Source organism: Litorimonas sp. RW-G-Af-16 (genome assembly GCF_048319245.1).
Classification (GTDB): domain Bacteria; phylum Pseudomonadota; class Alphaproteobacteria; order Caulobacterales; family Maricaulaceae; genus Litorimonas.
The window spans coordinates 851,340-870,135 of record NZ_CP166993.1; the positions used below are offsets into that span (position 1 = coordinate 851,340).

General features: G+C 53.8%; 15 protein-coding genes and 1 pseudogene. 8 read left to right on the plus strand and 8 right to left on the minus strand.

The window, feature by feature from the left end:
• Positions 1-8 precede the first annotated feature (8 nt).
• Positions 9-1,937, minus strand: a complete 1,929-nt coding sequence (locus AB8615_RS04235; RefSeq protein ID WP_409433685.1) for a peptidylprolyl isomerase — start codon at positions 1,935-1,937, stop codon at positions 9-11.
• 131 nt (positions 1,938-2,068) lie between these two features.
• Between AB8615_RS04235 and tpiA the strand changes: the two genes are divergently transcribed.
• From tpiA to AB8615_RS04250, 3 genes are all read left to right on the plus strand, one after another.
• Positions 2,069-2,809, plus strand: coding sequence for a triose-phosphate isomerase (tpiA, locus tag AB8615_RS04240; RefSeq protein WP_409433686.1), 741 nt, complete (start codon positions 2,069-2,071; stop codon positions 2,807-2,809).
• An 85-nt stretch (positions 2,810-2,894) separates the two neighbouring features.
• Positions 2,895-3,026, plus strand: coding sequence for a hypothetical protein (locus AB8615_RS04245; protein WP_418152783.1), 132 nt, complete (start codon positions 2,895-2,897; stop codon positions 3,024-3,026).
• Entirely contained in the window at positions 2,995-4,086 is a 1,092-nt protein-coding gene (locus tag AB8615_RS04250) for a hypothetical protein (RefSeq protein ID WP_418152784.1), read from the plus strand. The genes AB8615_RS04245 and AB8615_RS04250 overlap by 32 nt, the downstream gene beginning before the upstream one ends.
• Before the next feature lie 10 nt (positions 4,087-4,096).
• Here the strand turns inward: AB8615_RS04250 and AB8615_RS04255 are convergent, their stop codons facing one another.
• On the minus strand, positions 4,097-4,426 hold the full coding sequence (locus tag AB8615_RS04255) for a hypothetical protein (protein WP_409433688.1): 330 nt from the start codon (positions 4,424-4,426) through the stop codon (positions 4,097-4,099).
• 130 nt (positions 4,427-4,556) lie between these two features.
• Positions 4,557-6,158, minus strand: a complete 1,602-nt coding sequence (locus tag AB8615_RS04260) for a peptide chain release factor 3 (RefSeq protein WP_409433689.1) — start codon at positions 6,156-6,158, stop codon at positions 4,557-4,559.
• Positions 6,159-6,238: 80 nt separating this feature from the next.
• Between AB8615_RS04260 and AB8615_RS04265 the strand changes: the two genes are divergently transcribed.
• The gene (locus AB8615_RS04265; protein WP_409433690.1) at positions 6,239-7,522 is read left to right on the plus strand and encodes a flavohemoglobin expression-modulating QEGLA motif protein; all 1,284 of its coding nucleotides are present in this window, start codon (positions 6,239-6,241) and stop codon (positions 7,520-7,522) included.
• A gap of 1 nt (position 7,523) precedes the next feature.
• On the opposite strand, the gene AB8615_RS04270 is transcribed toward AB8615_RS04265, so the two are convergent.
• Complete coding sequence (locus AB8615_RS04270) at positions 7,524-9,119, minus strand: AbgT family transporter (protein ID WP_409433691.1); 1,596 nt, start codon at positions 9,117-9,119, stop codon at positions 7,524-7,526.
• A 207-nt stretch (positions 9,120-9,326) separates the two neighbouring features.
• Here AB8615_RS04270 and AB8615_RS04275 point away from each other — a divergent pair, with 207 nt between their 5' ends.
• Positions 9,327-9,590 carry a hypothetical protein gene (locus AB8615_RS04275; RefSeq protein ID WP_409433692.1) on the plus strand — a complete coding sequence of 88 codons (264 nt, stop codon included), beginning with the start codon at positions 9,327-9,329 and terminating at the stop codon, positions 9,588-9,590.
• A gap of 2 nt (positions 9,591-9,592) precedes the next feature.
• On the opposite strand, the gene AB8615_RS04280 is transcribed toward AB8615_RS04275, so the two are convergent.
• On the minus strand, positions 9,593-10,438 hold the full coding sequence (locus AB8615_RS04280) for an AAA family ATPase (protein WP_409433693.1): 846 nt from the start codon (positions 10,436-10,438) through the stop codon (positions 9,593-9,595).
• Between the two features lie 210 nt (positions 10,439-10,648).
• Between AB8615_RS04280 and dksA the strand changes: the two genes are divergently transcribed.
• Positions 10,649-11,080: an RNA polymerase-binding protein DksA gene (gene dksA, locus AB8615_RS04285; protein ID WP_409433694.1), complete on the plus strand. Its 432-nt coding sequence runs from the start codon at positions 10,649-10,651 to the stop codon at positions 11,078-11,080.
• 75 nt (positions 11,081-11,155) lie between these two features.
• On the opposite strand, the gene AB8615_RS04290 is transcribed toward dksA, so the two are convergent.
• The 3 genes and pseudogenes from AB8615_RS04290 to AB8615_RS04300 all read right to left on the minus strand — a co-directional run.
• Positions 11,156-12,991 carry a DUF885 domain-containing protein gene (locus AB8615_RS04290; RefSeq protein WP_409433695.1) on the minus strand — a complete coding sequence of 612 codons (1,836 nt, stop codon included), beginning with the start codon at positions 12,989-12,991 and terminating at the stop codon, positions 11,156-11,158.
• Positions 12,992-12,996: 5 nt separating this feature from the next.
• On the minus strand, positions 12,997-13,341 hold the full coding sequence (locus AB8615_RS04295; protein WP_418152788.1) for a DUF885 family protein: 345 nt from the start codon (positions 13,339-13,341) through the stop codon (positions 12,997-12,999).
• A gap of 92 nt (positions 13,342-13,433) precedes the next feature.
• Positions 13,434-14,843, minus strand: a pseudogene (locus AB8615_RS04300) (DUF885 domain-containing protein); the annotation flags it as partial.
• Between the two features lie 85 nt (positions 14,844-14,928).
• Between AB8615_RS04300 and AB8615_RS04305 the strand changes: the two are divergent.
• Positions 14,929-17,499, plus strand: coding sequence for an ATP-binding protein (locus AB8615_RS04305; protein ID WP_409433697.1), 2,571 nt, complete (start codon positions 14,929-14,931; stop codon positions 17,497-17,499).
• A gap of 138 nt (positions 17,500-17,637) precedes the next feature.
• Positions 17,638-18,744, plus strand: a complete 1,107-nt coding sequence (gene recA, locus AB8615_RS04310) for a recombinase RecA (RefSeq protein WP_409433698.1) — start codon at positions 17,638-17,640, stop codon at positions 18,742-18,744.
• Positions 18,745-18,796 lie beyond the last annotated feature (52 nt).

Below are 18,796 nucleotides of genomic sequence, written 5' to 3' on the forward strand. Positions count from 1 at the left end.
CACCGCGTCTATTCGTCAATAGCGTCAAGACCGAGCGAGCTACGGACTTTTGCAGGATATTCTTGCAGCGGATTTTCTGCCAGAACGGCGCGAGAATAGGCCTCTTGAATATCGGAGCTTAGCTCAGCAGAGGCGCGTTCTTGCAGCACATCGAGGAATTGCCCTGCCAGCGCGTCGCGATTTGGGCGCACTTCGTCGAGGCGCGCGATTTGCTGCTCGCGCGGGGAGGTGCCTTCGCCGCGCACGATGTCGCCCTCTTTGCCGTCTAGCAAGCCAACTGTTACCAGCCCGCCAAGTTTGCGAGGTGGATTGGTGCGCGTGACACCCGTTTCCGTGAGTGTAGCACCCTCGCCAAGTTCGGCTTTGACCGCTTCGAACGTCTTACCGCCTCTGATCTCGCCTTGCACCTCAATCGCTTTTTCTGTCAGCGCGGCGGCCAGTTGCTCCGCTTTCCAGAAGGCTGTTGCGCGATCTTTGACCTCTTCGAACGGGCGCATTTTGGTATCGATAATGTCGTTCACGCGGATCGAGGCATAGCCACCCGACTCTGTTTCAAACAAATCTGTTTCAAAGCCCATATCGGATATGAAAATCTCGCGCAAAATAGTATCGTCTTGCGCAATGCCTGGTATGCGCTCAAAACCTGACATTTTTATACCGTCAATCGTGGTGCCAGAGCGGTCAATGTAAGAATATTCAGACAAAGTCAGATTTAGGTCAGCCGCGATTTCTTCCAACGTCTTGCCCAATGTCATTTCGTCTTCGATTTGTCCTGTGATGTCGTAGAGCTTGTCCTTGGCTTTTTCTGCCATCAAAGTCTTGCGGACGTCGGCTTCCGCTTTGTCGAAATCGGGCACGACAGCAGGGGTTATGCTTGGGACGTAAACCGCGATCCATGTGCCGAGGCTGCCCAGCACCGCTTTCGCGTCACCTTCGCCAAGCTCAAATGCCGCTTGTCCGCTCTGTGGTTCGACAAGGCCGTTCTTGCCGACATTCGTAAATTCATCGGGCTGTGACAGACCGAGGCTGGCCGCGATTTGGGCGGGGTCTTCTCCGCCAGCCATGCGCGCAGCCGCAGTCATTGCAGTCTCTTCGTCATTGGCCGTGATCAACGTGACAGAGCGGCGCTCTGGCGATCCGATTTGACCCAGCTCGACTTGGTAATCAAACGCCTCACGCAATTCCTGATCGGTGACATCGAGGTCTGCCGTAAAATCAAATGGTTCAAGACGCAGCATAATCACTTGGCGATATTCTGGCGCCATGTAGCTCGCACTATTGGCCGCGATATAGGACTTCAGTGTTGCCTCATCTGGCTCCGGAATCGGGTCAACGGCTTTTTCGTTGAGAGTCAACACGGTCGCGCGGCGCTGCTCAGAGATAAAGTCAAAATAGCGTGTCGCGAAGCCAGCAGGCGCTTCGATCCCGCCAATAATCGCTGGCACAGTCTGTTCGCGGCGCATGTCGGCGAGGGTGTCTTTTTCGAACTGCGCCCGTGTTATGCGGTTTGTATTCAAAACATCATCAAGCTTTTCTTCCGAGAACTGACCTGTCAACTCGTTTTGAAAGGCGGGAATACTCTCGACCATTTTGCGGGCGTCGCGGCGATTGACGCCAATGCCTAGATCATCGGCGTCTTCGGAAATGATCGCCTGAGTCTGTAGGGCTTGCAGAACTTGGCGATGAAGCCCCTGTTGGTAGGCTTCTTCATTGGTGAGGCCTTCGCCGCGTTCTTGTGCGATCTGGCGGAGACGGCGCGTGAAAGCTTCGTCAAATTCTTGCTCGCTGACATCGGTGTCTCCCACGCTCAGCACAGCGTCTCGCGCGCCTGGCGTAAACACGTCATTCACGCCCCACACAGCAAAGGCCAGCACAAGCAGCGCGATGAGCGTGCCCACGAAGACATTTCGGATTTTTCCGCCGATAGTATTAGCCATGAAGTCCTCTGGGAGCTTGTAAATTTCTGTGTCGTCTTAACGATTTGGGGCGGGGCTTACAAGAGCGCAAGCCTTGATATTTCAGCGGAGTTGGGCTTGCAAAATCCGTGTTAGTCTCGCAAGAATGGCGCATGACCCAAACTCACAAATCATCCCTCACGCCCCTGATCGCTGCCAACTGGAAAATGCACGGCGATATGTCCTGGATTGATAAAGTGACGGAGCTGGACGCGCTGCTGCCCAAGAACGAGCGAGAGCATGTCGATCTATTGCTATGTCCGCCGTTTACAATGGTGTCGACAATGCACGTTTTAGGCAGTCCGCTGAGTATTTATATTGGCGCCCAGAACTGCCACGCAGACGTCAGCGGCGCACATACGGGCGAAGTGTCCGCAGAAATGTTGGCAGATGCCGGCGCGAGCTACGTGATCATCGGCCATTCCGAACGTCGTGCCGCTGGCGAAACCAACGCCGATGTGCGCGCGAAAGCGGAAGCGGCCAAACGGGCAGGGCTAACCGCGATTGTCTGTGTTGGCGAGAGTTTGGCGCAACGGGAGGTTGGCGAGGCTATCGCGACAGTCTTGGCGCAGATCGAAGCCTCCGTGCCAGATTTCGTTGATGTGATCGCCTATGAACCAATTTGGGCGATTGGGACAGGCAAAGTCCCGACGATGGATGATATTGCAGATATGCACGCCGCCATTCGCAGTGCAGTTGGGCCGAATGTGCGTATTCTTTATGGAGGTTCGGTCAAGCCAGCAAACGCGCAGGACATCCTTGCTGTTGCAAATGTCAACGGCGCACTGATCGGCGGTGCGAGCCTTGAAATGGATAGCTTAGCCGCGATTGCGCGATCTGCGCCGCGTAAATAGCAACCCTTAACAAACACGGTTAACCAAGTGCTAACGCTTGGCGGGCATTGTGAGCGGGAGAATCAATTCCCACTCGGAGTGAGCCATGCGTATCCTGTCTATTCTATCTGCCACTGTCTTGATGAGTGCCCCTGCTTTTGCGGCGGATCTGGGCATGTACCGCCCAGGTATCACCGTATCACAGCGTGGTCGCGGGCGGTGCGGATATTTGCGATAATCAATGCGCAGGGGATGCCCAATGCCGAGGTTGGAATTATGTCAAAGCCAATCCGAAAGCGCCGGGTGTCTGCGAATTTATCTCTTCGGTATCAACCCCCGTGCCAAGTCAGATTTCGATCAGCGGATTGGGCGTCAACTCGGCGCCGATTTCGTCCCGCGTCATGCAAGGCGGATCAAACACAGTTCGGGTCGGCACGACTGTTAGCGCAAAGCCGCGCAGCAATGTCACGCGTGTGGGCAATAGGCGTGTTGTGCGCGAAGCAGTGCCGCAGCAACGCGCTGCACAGAACGCTTCGACGCAGCGCCGCGTCGCACCGCTATCCACCCAAGGCGAGAGCCTGACAGCGCAGCAAAATCGCTATCGCCAGCAAACTCAGCAAACTCGGCACCCTCAGCAACTGGCGACTGCACCGCGCAATCCGCAATCTCCGCGTCTATCTTATGATCCGCGCGTTCAATCCGCGCCTCAAGCCCCGCGTTTTCGCCCGATGTTAGACGGGCAGGGTGTGACCCCTCAAGCTGCGCCGCAACAGCGCCAAATGCAGCAAGGTCAAATGCCGCCGCGCTCGCAACAGGCCGCTCAACCGCAAACCTATCAGCAACAAGGCTACGCTAGTCCACAAATGCAACAGCAGCGCCGTGCTCCCGCGCGTTCGCGGGGCAATTTCGAGCGTCCAGCGCCTCAGCAGATGCAACGCCCCCAAATGCCGCAATCGCGCGCACACATGACGCCGCAACGCCCTCCACAATCATCCGCCGCCATGCCGCGCGCCTCAGCACAAACCCCCGTCACACACAGCAATGCCCCTCAAGCCTATGCACAGCGCCGTGCCCAGCTTCAAGCTGAAGCCGCGAATTACCAAGCTCTGACAGCGGAACAAGCGCAGCAAAGCCTCTTTGGGTCGCTGCATGATGATGTGAAAGTACCTGCGGTGAACAGCAATGTGCCGACTGATCCCGATGCGCCAATGGCAACCCAAACATCTCGTCCAAGTGTGGCCGTAGTGACGGAGTCGCTAGACGGCCTCGCGGGCGCAGCGCCAGCGCAAGGACGTTAGAAAAGGATCGCTAGAAGCGAGCTTTGATACGGGCGGCACCTGCCAAGAGAGCCGTCGCGGACAAGCGGAACCATCCGAACACGACAAAACAAATGAAGCAGCTTATCGTCGCAAAGAGCAGCGCATTGGCGATGGCATAGCTGTTAAAGTCGACGATCATCAGTGTGTTCACACCGCCCGCGATTGACGCAATGACCGCGAGGAATACCCAAAAACCTGCCCAATAGAAATTAATCAGCTCATTTTTAGCGGGAAAACGTGTGACAGGGACGAAGAACAAAGTTGCCACACTCACAGTGATAGCAAACATTATAACAGCCGGCAGTAAATTCGCGATCATATCCAGTCCTCAAATCGTTTCGGCGTCCCAATGTCAGCCAGTTAGAGGAAGCCGTTCAAGTATCGCGCCAATTAAGGCGAAATCTTGACTTAATTCTTGGTTTTTGTCTAAGGCCCGTCTAAGCGCTGAATTACAGGCGTTCTTTGGTGGTCAGAAAGCGTATGTCGGGGTTTTTCTCCTGCGCATAGCCGATATCCCAAGCTGATTTAGCCAGGAATACGGGTGCACCATCTATGTCTTCGCCCATATTGATATGATTGCGATCGACAAACTCTTTGAGCTTCTCGGGGTTATCAGAAACGACCCAACGTGCGGTTTGGACGGGCGGGGAGTCGAACGTCACGTCGAGGCCGTATTCGGTTTTGATCCGTTCCCGCATCACGTCGATCTGCAAGCTACCCACGGCACCTACGATCATGTCAGAGCCCATGCTTGGCTTGAATAATTGCGTCACGCCCTCTTCGGCGAGAGATTCGAGGGCTTTGCGCAAATGCTTGGCTTTCAGCGGGTCTTTGAGGTTGGCGCGGCGCAGGATTTCTGGCGCAAAGTTCGGAATACCCGCAAATTTGATTTTGCCGCTTTCTGACAAGCTATCGCCCACACGCAGCGCACCGTGGTTGGGTATTCCAATGACATCGCCCGCATAAGCGTTCTCTGCTAACTCCCTGTCTTGTGCAAAAAATAAGATCGGATTGTGGACAGAGACCGTTTTGTTCTCAGTTGTTTTCAGCTTCATGCCGCGCTTAAATTCACCCGAACACATGCGCAGAAAGGCCACGCGGTCACGGTGGTTGAGGTCCATATTCGCCTGCACTTTAAAGACAAAACCCGCGACTTCTTTGTCTGACGGACGCATTTCAATCGGCTGTCCGTTTTTCTTTGCCATTTCTGGCTGTGGGCCAGGGCAGAATTCAGCAAGGGCATTGATCAACTGTGTCACACCAAACTTCCGCAGGGCAGAGCCGAAATAAACAGGCGTCATATGACCTTCGCGGAAGGATTGCTCGTTGAAATCTGGATATTCTTTCGCCAGCTCTTGTTCCTCAGTAAACTCCTCCAGCAATTCTTCGTCATTAAACATCGCCGCGATAGAGTTACCGTCCATGCGGGTCAGGACATGCTCGCCGCCATCTTCGGGTTTGACGAATTGTAGGAACTCGCCCGTGCGCAGATCGGAGACACCGCGAAAGCGACGGCCACTGGCGGCGGGCCACTGCATAGGTACTACGTCAAGCGCGAGCTTATTCTCGATCTCGGCAATGATTTCAAAAGTGTCGCGCGCATCGCGGTCCAGCTTGTTCACGAATGTGATGATTGGAATATCTCGGAGGCGGCAAACCTCAAACAGTTTCAGCGTTTGCGGCTCGATACCCTTCGCGGCGTCAATCACCATGACGGCGCAGTCTGCCGCTGTCAGCGTGCGGTAAGTGTCTTCCGAGAAATCCTCATGGCCAGGCGTGTCCAGGAGGTTAAAGATCAGCCCGCTATGCTCGAACGTCATCACAGAAGACGACACGGAAATTCCGCGCTCTTGTTCGATCTTCATCCAGTCCGATTGCGTGCGCCGCGCTTCGCCGCGAGCCGCGACTTGCCCGGCCGCATGGATCGCACCCGCTGCCAGTAGCATATTTTCAGTGAGTGTCGTCTTACCTGCATCGGGGTGAGAGATAATCGCAAAGACGCGACGTTTCTGTGGTTCAATTTGCAGAGGGCTATTTGAGGCTTTAGACATGGCGCGGGGATAAGGGGAATGGCGGGTGAGGGCAAGTAATTTGGCTAGACAAACCCACGCTTCCTTGCCACCACACAGCTATGAACCCACTATCACCCAAACTCTTTGACAAAGCGGTTGAAGCAAGCGGCTTTTTGGAGGCGGCGGCGAGCGAGATGCGCGTGCTATCGTCGATGGAGTGGAAAGAGTCGTGGCGCGATAAATTCTTGGCAACAAAGGCTTTGCCCAAGCCGCGCTATGCCAAAGTTGATACAGGTGCAGCCCGTGCTGCTATTGCTGATGCGCGGCAGCGTATCGACGGCGATCATGTTGTACTGAACTGGTTATCTGGTATCGCGACGACACTTGAAACGACAGCTAATTTGATCGATGCACGCGGCACAAAAGCGTTTTTTCAACATAGCGTCGCGCTTTACGGTCAACCAACACAATTTATGTTGGATAAGACGACCCGCGTGCTGGACTTGGCCGAGCATATGGACGGCGTTTTGGCGGAGCTGGATTTTGATAATTTGGTCATCGCGGGGTATGAAACGCAGCTGAGCAGCACGGAGTTTGTGCGAGCTTTGCGACCACGCCTAACCAAGCATTTTGGCGAGGAAGCCCCACGCGTCAGGGTCTCTTCTAAACTCTCGGCGAAAGCCTCGGCCAGTTCGTCCCGCATCCGTGTGCGCAAAGATGCGACTTTCACCGAGCGCGATATTGACCAGCTCTTGCAACATGAAGCCCTGATCCATGTGGCCACAGGTATGAACGGTAAAGCGCAGGAAAATTTTCAGATTTTGGGTCGCGCCCATGCTGGCACCACTGAAGTGCAAGAGGGTCTTGCCGTGTTCGCAGAAATCATCAGCGGTGCCATGGACCCCCGGCGATTTCGGCGTTTGTCAGGACGTGTGCTGGCGATTGATATGGCTATTCAGGGCGCAGATTTTAAAGAGGTCTATGACTTTTTTGACGCGCGTGTGGACGAGCCAGAGCAGGCTTACGAGAATACGCGGCGCGTGTTTCGCGGCGGCGTGACGAGTGGCGGTGCGCCGTTCACCAAGGATATGGTCTATCTCAACGGCTTGCTGCGGGTGCATAATTTTATGCGGACAGTCGTGCGACTAGGCAGGGCCGATTTGATCCGCGTGCTGTTCTGCGGAAAAATGGATATTAATGATTTGCCCGCCTTAGCACAGCTGGCCAGTGCAGGACGTTTGACCCCGCCAAAATTCATGCCGCCTTGGGCCAAAGACCTGCGCTTCCTCGTCAGCTATATGGCCTATTCGAGCTTTCTCAATCAGGTCAAAATGCCGGGCTTTCAAGCGCATTACGAAGAAGCCCTGCGTGATGTGCCAGAGGTTTGGAGCTTGACGAGTTAGCTTAGCTTGGCAGGACGTATTCGATCGGTGCGCCTGGGCCAAGTGGTAAGCCGAGGAAAATCCAACCCACAATCAAGATCACACCTGTCACCATCAAGAAGACGGAGTAGGGGATCATCATCGCGGTCAGGCTGCCAATGCCGAAGTCTTTCTGCCAACGCTGCGCAAAGATCAGGATGAGCGGGAAATAAACCATAAGCGGGGTGATGATATTCGTCGCTCCGTCGCCCACGCGGTAGGCGGCTGTCGCACCCTCGGGGCTAATCCCTAGCAACATCAGCATTGGCACGAGGACTGGCGCGAGCAGAGCCCATTTCGCACTGGCTGACCCGACAAAGAGATTGAGGAAGCCTGTGAACAACACGATCAGACCTAGCGCAATCGGGAGCGGCAGCCCGCTAGCTTCAATACCGTTCGCGCCGTGAACAGCCGAGATCAGACCCAAATTGGACCAATTAAACATCGCCACAAAATGCGCGGCGGCGAAAGCGAGCACGAGGTAATAGCCCATGTCTTTCATGGCCTCACTCATCATATCGACTAAGTCACGGTGATTTTTTATTGAACCAGCCGCACTGCCGTAAGCCCAGCCTGCCGCGAGGAATAGCACCATAAAGCCAGCCACGAGGCTGCGGAAAAACGGGGTCGCTGTGACATACCATGCTTGCTCGATACCCTCTGCAGGTTCGTTCAGAAGCGGTGTGCCAGGCATAAATGTCATAACCGCCCAAAGTGCACATACGCCCAAAATCGCGAGGCCCGCGCGGCGTAGACCTTTTTGCTGTGCGTCTGTCAGAGGTTTATCTTCATCGCCATATTCCGCCGCTTGGCGTTCGTCTGGCACCCATTTACCCAGGCGCGGCTCGACGATTTTATCTGTGACGTACCAGATGACGGGGAGGTAGATCACCATCAGCACGGCGATAAACCACCAATTTCCTGCAATGTTCATCGTCCAACTTGGATCAAGACCTGAGCCTTCAACGGCAGCTTCTGTGATGCCAAATAATAACGCGTCGAGCTGACCGGGGGAGATGTTGGCGGAGAACCCGCCTGATACGCCCGCAAAAGCGGCTGCAATGCCAGCCATAGGATGTCGTCCGACAGACGCAAATAATATCGCCGCCAGCGGGATCATCACGACGTAACCCGCATCTGCAGCATGGTTTGACAGCATGGCGACCAGCGCGACGACTGGGGTTAGCAAGAATTTCGGCGCACCGCGCACCGCCTGGCGTATACCGCTGGCAAAGAGGCCTGACCGTTCCGCAACGCCCGCGCCGAGCATCACGACGAGAACATAACCAAGAGGATGGAAGTGGGTAAATGTCTTGGGCATTTCGACCCAAAGCCGCTGGATGTTCTCTGGCGATATAAGGCTGGCCGACTTGATCAAAACGGGGGAGCCGTCGGCATTTGTCTGCACAGGGTGATTAGCTGTCAGCCCAAAATAGCTACACGCAATCGAAATCACAATGAGGACTAAAATAAGATAGAAAAAGATAAAGACGGGATCGGGTAATTTATTCCCTGACCGTTCAACCCATGCCAAAAAGCCTTTGCTTGTCTTCGTATCGCTCGTCGCTGCATTACTCATATCAGGTCTCTTTTTTAGGCGGGATGTGCCGCGCAGTAGTCCTGCGCGAAGAGGAATTTTTGATTCTCTATAGCATGATTTAAAGCTGCGCCAATCAGAGAGGCGTGAATTTTCCCGAACTCGTCGTGTTGCCAACGCCGCATGAAGATTACTCGCGATTATGTGCGAGTGTTTGAGTCTGCAGAAGGATGTGTTAGCGGGGCTTGTATGACCATTTTTGACACCGCGCCTAGCTTTCACATGCAGCACCTAATTTGGCTCTTATCGCAGCCAGGCATCTACATATCATTGGTCTTTTATGCTTCGGCCATCGCGATTTGGATTTGGTCTATTCGCAAAGTCATTGTGCATAAAGATCCGCGCAAACGATTTAAACTCATTGCGATATTTTACACGATTTTCTTCATCATATGGATTTTCTATATGATGGAGAGGTTTCGCTTTTTCTCGCAAATGCTAGGGCTAGACTAAGCCTATATACCCTCGCGGCGGGAGAGGAAGGCGAGCCGCTCAAACAAATGCACGTCTTGTTCGTTCTTTAGCAGCGCGCCGTGCAGAGGTGGGATCATCTTCTTTGGGTCGGTTTCGCGCAACGTCTCTGGATCAATATCTTCTACCAATAAGAGTTTCAGCCAATCGAGCAATTCGCTTGTCGACGGTTTTTTCTTCAGGCCTGGCATTTCCCTCACTTCAAAGAAGCGCTTCATCGCAGAGGAGAGTAAGCGGGGTTTAATGTCAGGGAAATGGACGTCGACAATCTCTTTCATCGTCTGCTCATCAGGGAATTGGATGTAATGGAAGAAGCAGCGGCGCAGGAACGCATCAGGCAGGTCTTTTTCATTATTCGATGTAATGATGATAATCGGGCGCTGCTTGGCCGTGATCGTCTCACCAGTCTCGTAGACATTAAAGCTCATTTTATCGAGTTCGTGCAAGAGGTCGTTCGGGAATTCAATATCGGCTTTGTCGATCTCGTCGATCAGGAGGATCGGGCGGACATCGGCTTCAAACGCTTCCCACAATTTGCCTTTATTGATGTAGTTATTGATATCGTGAACACGGTCATCGCCCAGCTGGCTGTCGCGAAGACGGGCTACGGCATCATATTCATAGAGGCCTTGCTGCGCTTTGGTTGTGGATTTCACATTCCACTCCAGCAGCGGCACACCGAGGGCATTGGCTATTTCATGCGCCAGAACAGTCTTCCCCGTTCCCGGCTCGCCCTTGATTAAAAGCGGACGCTCCAAAGTGATCGCCGCATTGACCGCCATCTTTAGGTCTTGTGTCGCAACGTATTTGTCTGTGCCGGTAAATTTCATCGTGATATGCTCCGCTATGTCTTGCGTCTTTTAGTGACTACGGACGCTGATACAAGGGCGTTTCACTTTCTGTAGATAAGCTGTTCAAATATGTTGATCAGAATCGTTTCGCGCGATAACACGCCGCCAATGTAGGGCCGTGGGGGCCCATAGGTTTCTTAGCCAAGGATCTCCACGCCGAGCGTTGCGCCATCAATCGGGGAGATGACTATGGCCGATAAAGAGAAGAAACGCGTGAAACTCGCGAAGAACTACAAGCCGACGGAATATGAGAAATTCATGAACCCGAAGCAGCAGGAATATTTCCGCCAAAAACTCTTGGCCTGGAAAGAAGAGATCATTGCGGAAACGCGCAATACGGTGGAATTTCTGCAAGGCGAAAGCGTCAGCCATCCTGATCCCGCTGACATGGCCGCTGCCAATGCCGACCGTCAGCTAGAACTACGCACCAAAGACCGTCTGCGCAAATTGATCAACAAGATCGACAAAGCGCTGATGCGGATTGAGAACGGCACATATGGTTATTGCGAAGAGACGGGTGACCCGATCCGTATTAAACGCCTCGACGCGCGCCCGATTGCGACGCTGTCTATTGAAGCCCAAGAAATGCACGAGCGCGGAGAGCGTTTGAAAGCGGGCTAAATTAACCGATATTGAATATGAAAAAGGAGCCCCTTGAGGCTCCTTTTTTTGCGTTAAGTGCCGGAAAGCAAGGTCTTAGCCTTTCACTCGCGCGATATATTGCTCGACATTTTCTTCCATAATATTGAGCGGGACGGGGCCGCTCGCGAGGATGACATCGTGGTAATCGCCCAAGTCAAACGCATCGCCCAGTTCGGCCTTCGCTTGCTCGCGCAGTTCGACAATTTTGTTCATGCCAATTTTGTAAGCCGTTGCTTGGCCTGGCATCACGATGTAACGCTCGATCGCCTTGATGCAGTCGCCTTCAGGATTAGGCGTATTGTCAGTGAGATATTTAATTGCCTCCTCGCGCGTCCATTTTTTGTGGTGGAGGCCGGTATCGACGACCAATCGTGCGGCCCTCCACAGCTCCATCGCTAGGCGGCCAAAGTCGGAATAAGGGTCTTCGTAAAAGCCCATTTCTTTTGGCAGGAACTCTGAATATAAACCCCAGCCTTCGGAATAGGCGGTGAAGCGGCCATATTTGCGAAATTGCGGAATGCCCTCCAATTCCTGACTAATCGCGATCTGCATGTGGTGGCCTGGAATACCTTCATGATAGGCGAGGGCTTCCATTTGGTAGATCGGCATATCGGCCATGGAGTAGAGGTTAGCGTAGTAATAGCCAGGGCGAGAGCCGTCTGGTGCGGGTGCGGAATAGAAGGCTTTACCCGCCGATTTCTCGCGGAAGGCCTCCACTGCGCGCACTTCCATAGGCGCTTTGGGAGCGAGGTTGAACGCTTCTGGAATTCGCGTTTCCATGATGTCGATTAAGTCTGTTGCTTCCTTGAGGTAGCGCGCTTTGCCTTCGGCAGTTTCGGGATAGTAGAACTGTTTATCCGTCCGTGTGAATTCGAAGAAATCTTGCAAGTCACCCTCAAACTCCACCTCTTTCATGATGTCTTTCATCTCGGCATGAATGCGAGCGACTTCGGACAAGCCAAGATCGTGAATTTCGTCTGGCGTCATGTCAGTCGTAGTCATCATGCGAAGGCGATATTCATAATACTCATCGCCATTGGGCAATTTCCAAACACCGTCTTCTGTCGTCGCTTCGGCCTCTTGGCGGCGCATTTCGGTGATGAAATCGGCATAGACAGGGGCCACGTCATTTTTCAACGCCGTGATAGCCTGCTCATACAGCGCCTCTTTCTCGGCCTCCGCTAGATCGAGCTTTTCGACCTTTTTTTCAAAATCAGAGAGAAATAGGTTCAACTCATCCGTGTCTTCAAATGGCGCACCTTTGAGGATGTTTTCAGCGTCCCCAATGATATAGCCATAGACAAATTTCGGCGGTGCAATACCTTTTTCGAAGCTCCGTTTAGAGTTCTCGATATGCTGCCCCAGATAATCATCAATCTTGGACAAGCGCGCGACATAGGCCTCCGCATCGGCTTTCGTATCGATTTTGTGCTGATTGACCAAGAAGGTCACAAGGTCTTTGTGCGGGCCATACATTTGGTGGAAGGTATAGCCGTGGTCATTCCATGCCTCACCGTCCAAACTGCGTTCGGCATTAGTCTCCCAGAGGCGGTAAGATAGTTGCTCATTATCGCCCAGTGCTTCAAAATCGAAGCTGCTGCGAAGTTCAGCGAGTTGGGCTTTCGTCTCGGCAAGTTGTTTCGCATAAAATTCAGGGGACGGGTCATTCCACTCATCCATGCGCTCTTTGATACCGAGGCGTGCTAGGTATTGCGGATATTCCCGCGCATTTTCCATGAAAGTCGCATCAAACCACGCATTGAGGCGCTCGCTTTCGGACTGATCTGTCGCTGCGGTCGTTGCGGCTGGCGCATCGGTGTTAGACGATGAGTTTTGAGGCTGGCAGGCGATTAAAGCCGTGCCGAGAAGTAGAAAGGAAAGTGTACGCATTATGATTAAGCTCCTGCTTTTGTCTCTTTGATCCAAGTATCGACCATGTCTTCTAATACAGATAGTGGCACAGAACCGCTGGCTAAGACAACGTCATGAAACGCCGCAATGTTGAAATCATCGCCGAGTTCCGTTTCGGCCTTCTTTTTCAACTCGCCTATTTTTAGCATGCCAATTTTATAAGCGGTCGCTTGACCAGGCCAGACGATGTAGCGGTCAATCTCGGCGCGGATATCGCCTTCGGGATTGGCGATATTGTCGAGGTAATATTGCACAGCCTCTTCGCGCGTCCATTTTTTGCTATGAATACCGGTGTCGACGACCAAGCGGGCCGCGCGGAAAATCTCCATCGAAAGCCGTCCGAAGTCAGAATAGGGATCGGTGTATACATACCCAACTCCGCAGGCACAGCCTCGGCATAAAGCGCCCAGCCTTCAATATAGGCCGTGTGACCGCCGAGTGTTCGGAATTTTGGCAAGCCCTCTAGCTCCATTGCTAAAGCGATCTGCATATGATGGCCTGGAATACCCTCGTGATAAGCCAATGCTTGCTGCAAGAATTTCGGCTGGTCTTCCATTGTTTTCAGGTTGATATAATATGTCCCGGGTCGAGAGCCGTCCATGGCGGGTAAGTCGTAGAACGCGCCAAAGGCTGTGTCTTCACGAAAAGGCTCCACGCGTTTGACGATCATATCCGCCTTCGGCTTGATATTGAATAGCGAGCCCGTTCGCGCTTTCATGTCGTCGATAATCTGCGTGGCGTCTTTGATATAGGCATCGCGGCCTTCATCCGTATTGGGGTAAACGAATTTCGGGTCTGTGCGCAGATAGGTGAAAAACTCTTGCAACGTACCGTCAAACTCGACTTGTTTCATGATCGCGCGCATTTCGTCTTGGATGCGAGCGACTTCAGCTAAACCAACTTCGTGGATTTCATCTGCCGTCATATCTGTCGTCGTGTAGTGCTTGAGGCGGGTGGCGTAATAGTCTTCGCCGTTCGGCAGTTTCCACGCCCCGTCCTCATCCGTTGCCATCGCCGCGTGTGCATCAAACATGGCGAGTAGGGAAATATAGGCGGGCTGCACAGAGCCAAGCAGCGCGTCTTTGGCAGAGGTCAAAAGGGCTTCTTTTTCGGAATCTGTCGCATCTGATCCATTAATCTTGGCCTGTATATCGGCCCAAAGCGGACTGTCTTCGGTTGCGTCTTCTTCAAACGGCGCGCCAGAGATCACATTGCGGGAGGCGTCAGAGACTTTAGCATAGACGAATTTGGGGAGCACCACACCAGCCTCCGCTTGGGCCTGCGCCCGCGCTTCGGCTTGGCCCAGATAGGTCGGGAACTGTGTCAGTCGCGAGATATAATCCTGCGCATCTTGTGCCGTTTTAATCTGATGAAAATTAATCATAAAAGACGGCAGATCGCTATGCGGGCCGCTCATATGCTGGAACACATAATCATGATCGCCGACCTTATGCGTCGCCAAAGCGTCTTCGGCGGCAAATTCGTATAGCTGGTATGACAGGCGCGTTTGCGGATCGAGGCGGTCAACGTCAAAATCGCGGCGCATTTCAGTCAGCCACGCCTCCTGCAATGCTGCGCCTTCGTCCAAGGCGAGTTGGGAATTATCATCGAGTTTGGATTGATTATCCTTTTGTCCCAAATATGTTTGCGTCATGGGGGAGCGGGCAAGTTCGTCCTCATACCGTGCTGCAAACCAAGCATTGAGCGCTTCGCTTTCTTGGCGCACCATTTCGGCGCGGCTCTCTCGGTCTTGCGCCGTGGGCTGGCAGGCGCTCAACGCTGTCGTCCCCAAAAGAAGTGAGACTGTCATTGCCGTAAGTAATCTGCGCATAAAGCTGCCCTTTTTGTAAAATAGCTCTAAAACTTAAGCCATAAATAGGGCAGGTCAAATGCAAAATCTTCGCTAAGGTGAATGGATGACTGAAGTGATTCGAGATGAGGCAGCAGGCGCGATAGACGCCCGAACACGCACGGGCGGGGGTGGTAGTGCTGTGCTGCACTCTATTCTGATCCTGCTGCTGATCGCGGCTTTGGTGGCATCCATCGTTGTGGCCGCAATGGCATGGGACCGATTAGGTGCGACAGGGCTGATCTTGGCGGGCGGCGTAGCGGCAGTGAGCGCGATGGGCTTGTTGGGTTTGCACTTGCGGCGCAAAAACCGCTACCTCGAAGACCTCCGCAATTCAGATCGCGACAATGTCTATAGTAGTGCATTTTTCCGCTCGCCCACGCCCAGCCTGATCGTAGCCGAAGGCAAGCCTGTTTATGCCAATTCGGCCTATTTTGAGCTGGCCCGTAAATTTAATCTGGATGATGATACAGGCGCGCCGCCCTCTGTTGACCGCCTATTCTCGCGCGCGGGCAAAGCTGCCGCGAGTGCGATCTTCCGTCTCCACCATATTCACGACACGACGCAGCAAGCCGACGAGCAGATTGATTTGATCCAGACCGATGGTGACCTGCATCGCTATCACTTGAATGTGCAGCGACTCGAAGGCACGAGACCTGTGTTCCTATGGGAAATCACCGACATCACCCAAGCTGATTTTGCCGAAGACGCCTTGCTAGCTGAGGCTCCAGTCGGCCTGTTCTCCGTTACCAAGGACGGACGAATTCTGGCGACCAATTCTGTGCTGCAGCGCTGGCTCGGCGGGGAGGCTAATATGCGGCCTGGCCATATGCGCGATTTTATCGAAAACCCTGATGCGCTTCTGGGCAGCCCCGCAGAACCTGGCCGCGTTGTCCGCACCGATACACGGCTGTTGACTCGCAAAGGGGTCGTCACGCCCACGATTATGGTTGGCACGTGGCAAGCGTTGAACTCCGGCGATGTCGTTGCCAGCGTCGCGCTCTATGGCCATTCCAGCATGAGCAAAGCCCCGCCGACGGAATTAACACCCGAGGAAGCCGCCAAACCCAACCTTGCGATTGACCCCAGCCCTGTGCCTGACAAAGCTGATTTAGGTATGGCGGCTGCACCTTTGGCCATGCTCGAACTCTCAGGCCCGACCTTGGGCGAGGCCGCGATCCTCTCTGTGAACCCGACATTCCTGCGCATGAGCGGCGATGCGGCGTGGCAGGACATGACCTTCGGTGATGTATTTGTTCAACGCGATGGGGAGCATCGCTTCCTCCAACTCGCCCCCGCACAATGCCTCCCTGACAAGCCCTATGATGCAGACTTGTCCAGCGGCGACGGGAATCCAGATCTGCCTGTCAGCGTTTATATTGTGCCAGACCCCGAAGCGACAGACCGCTTTTTCGCCTACATGGTCGATGTCAGCGCACGTAAATCGCTCGAAGCGCAACTGGTCCAGAGCCAGAAAATGCAAGCGATCGGGCAGTTGGCGGCGGGGGTCGCGCATGACTTTAACAACCTCCTGACTGCGATCCGCTTGAATACTGATGAACTTCTGCAGCGTCACCCTGTCGGTGATCCGTCTTATCCAGAGCTGCAAAACATCAACTCTACGGGCGCGCGGGCAGCGGCGCTGGTCAAGAAGCTGCTGGCGTTTTCGCGCAAGCAGACCCGCCGCATGGAACGCCTCAACGTCACCGATACGCTGTCCGATATGGCGATGACGCTCAAGCAGACCTTAGGCGAGCGCGCCCAGTTGACGATGAACCATGCGCGCGATTTACCTCTGGTCATGGCTGATAAAAGCCAGATCGACACGATTCTCATGAATCTGTGCGTGAATGCGCGGGACGCGATGCTAGAGCAGGGCGGGGGAAAGATTGAAGTGAAGTCGGCCCTCATGCAGCGCAGTGACGCCAAGGATGTGGCGCTCATTGAAGCGCTGCGAACGCTCCCCGGGGACGCCTTTGTTGTCATCTCAGTCTCGGACAATGGCACGGGTATGACGGACGAAATCAAGGCGAAAATATTTGAGCCGTTCTTCACGACCAAAGAACAAGGCAAAGGCACAGGCCTCGGCCTCGCCACCGTTTACGGCATCGTGCAGCAAACAGGCGGCTATCTCGATGTGCAAAGTGAGTTGGGCAAAGGCACAACATTCCGCATATTCCTGCCAGCGGTCGAGCCCGGCGATGCGGACGAAATCGTTCATGTCAAAGCGACCCCCGCGCCGCGCAAACCCGCCGATATGGCGGGGCAGGGCAATATACTCTTTGTCGAGGACGAAAGCTCTGTGCGCGTGATCGCTGCCAAAACACTCCGTCGTCGCGGCTATAACGTCACCGAAGCCGAAGACGGTGAGGAAGCGCTGGAGCTACTCGAAGACGCCAAAGAGCCGTTCGATTTGATGATTTCTGACGTTGTCATGCCGGGCATGGGCGGGCCAGAATTGCTCAAAGCGGGTCGTGAATTACTCGGCAATGCGCGGATTGTGTTTATATCTGGCTATGCTGAGGAAGAGTTCTCCGACCTCTTATCCGAGGAGCCAGACGTCACATTCCTGCCAAAGCCCTTCACGCTGGAGCAGCTCGCCGAGAAGGTTAAAAACGAGATTGGCGAGGCGAAATAAATAATTGTTCGCAATTTGTTCTTTTTACTTGCACGGGCGGAACGAATGTGGAACAAGATGTTAACGGCAGTCCGATTGCAGCCGTCACTTTAAGCAGATCTCCGAAGGGCTCCGGATATCGAAATTGGAGTAGAGTTCATGGCTAGAAACAGCACACCTCTCACTGTCGTCGGAAAAGTTGCCGACAAAAACAAATCTGCCGCGCTGGATGCGGCTATGTCACAAATCGACCGCGCATTCGGCAAAGGTGCCGTGATGAAATTGGGTCAGAAAACGACGATGGACGTCGAAGCGGTCTCAACTGGCTCGCTCGGTTTAGATATCGCCCTCGGCATAGGTGGCCTACCAAAAGGTCGAATTATTGAAATTTACGGCCCAGAATCATCTGGTAAAACAACATTGTCGCTGCACGCTGTGGCGGAAATGCAGAAAACAGGTGGCGTTGCGGCCTTTATTGACGCGGAACACGCGCTCGATCCTGTCTATGCGGCTAAGTTGGGTGTGGACGTCAATGAACTCTTGATTGCGCAGCCCGATACGGGTGAACAGGGTTTAGAAATCGCTGATACGCTCGTGCGGTCTGGCGCTGTTGATATTCTCGTGATCGATTCGGTTGCAGCACTGACGCCGCGCGCGGAACTTGAAGGTGATATGGGCGATAGCCTGCCAGGCCTTCAGGCGCGTTTAATGAGCCAAGCGCTCCGCAAGCTGACGGGGTCAATCTCGAAGTCAGGCTGTATGGTGATCTTTATCAACCAAATTCGCCATAAGATTGGCGTCATGTACGGTTCACCAGAGACAACAACAGGCGGCAATGCGCTAAAATTCTATAGCTCTGTGCGTCTTGATATTCGCCGCATCGGCGCGATTAAGCATCGGGATGATGTTGTCGGCAACCAGACGCGCGTGAAAATCGTGAAGAACAAAGTGGCGCCGCCCTTCCGTCAGGTCGAATTCGACATCATGTACGGGGAAGGTATCTCCAAGACAGGCGAATTGATTGATTTGGGTGTGAAGGCTGAAGTCATTGAGAAGTCAGGATCATGGTATTCCTACGGCGAGGAGCGCATTGGCCAGGGCCGCGAGAATGTGCGGAAATTCCTGCTCGAAAATCCTGCCATCGCCAATGTTATCGAAGACCGTATCCGCAAGAATGAGGGTTTGATCGAGGAAGAGCTGCTTATGCCAAAAGATGAGCAGGTCGCAGATGACGGTGAGGAGCCGATCACGAGCCTCGGCGCGTAGTCAGTCTGGCGTTACGCGTAAGCCTTCAATGTGATGGCATGCATGTGAGGCC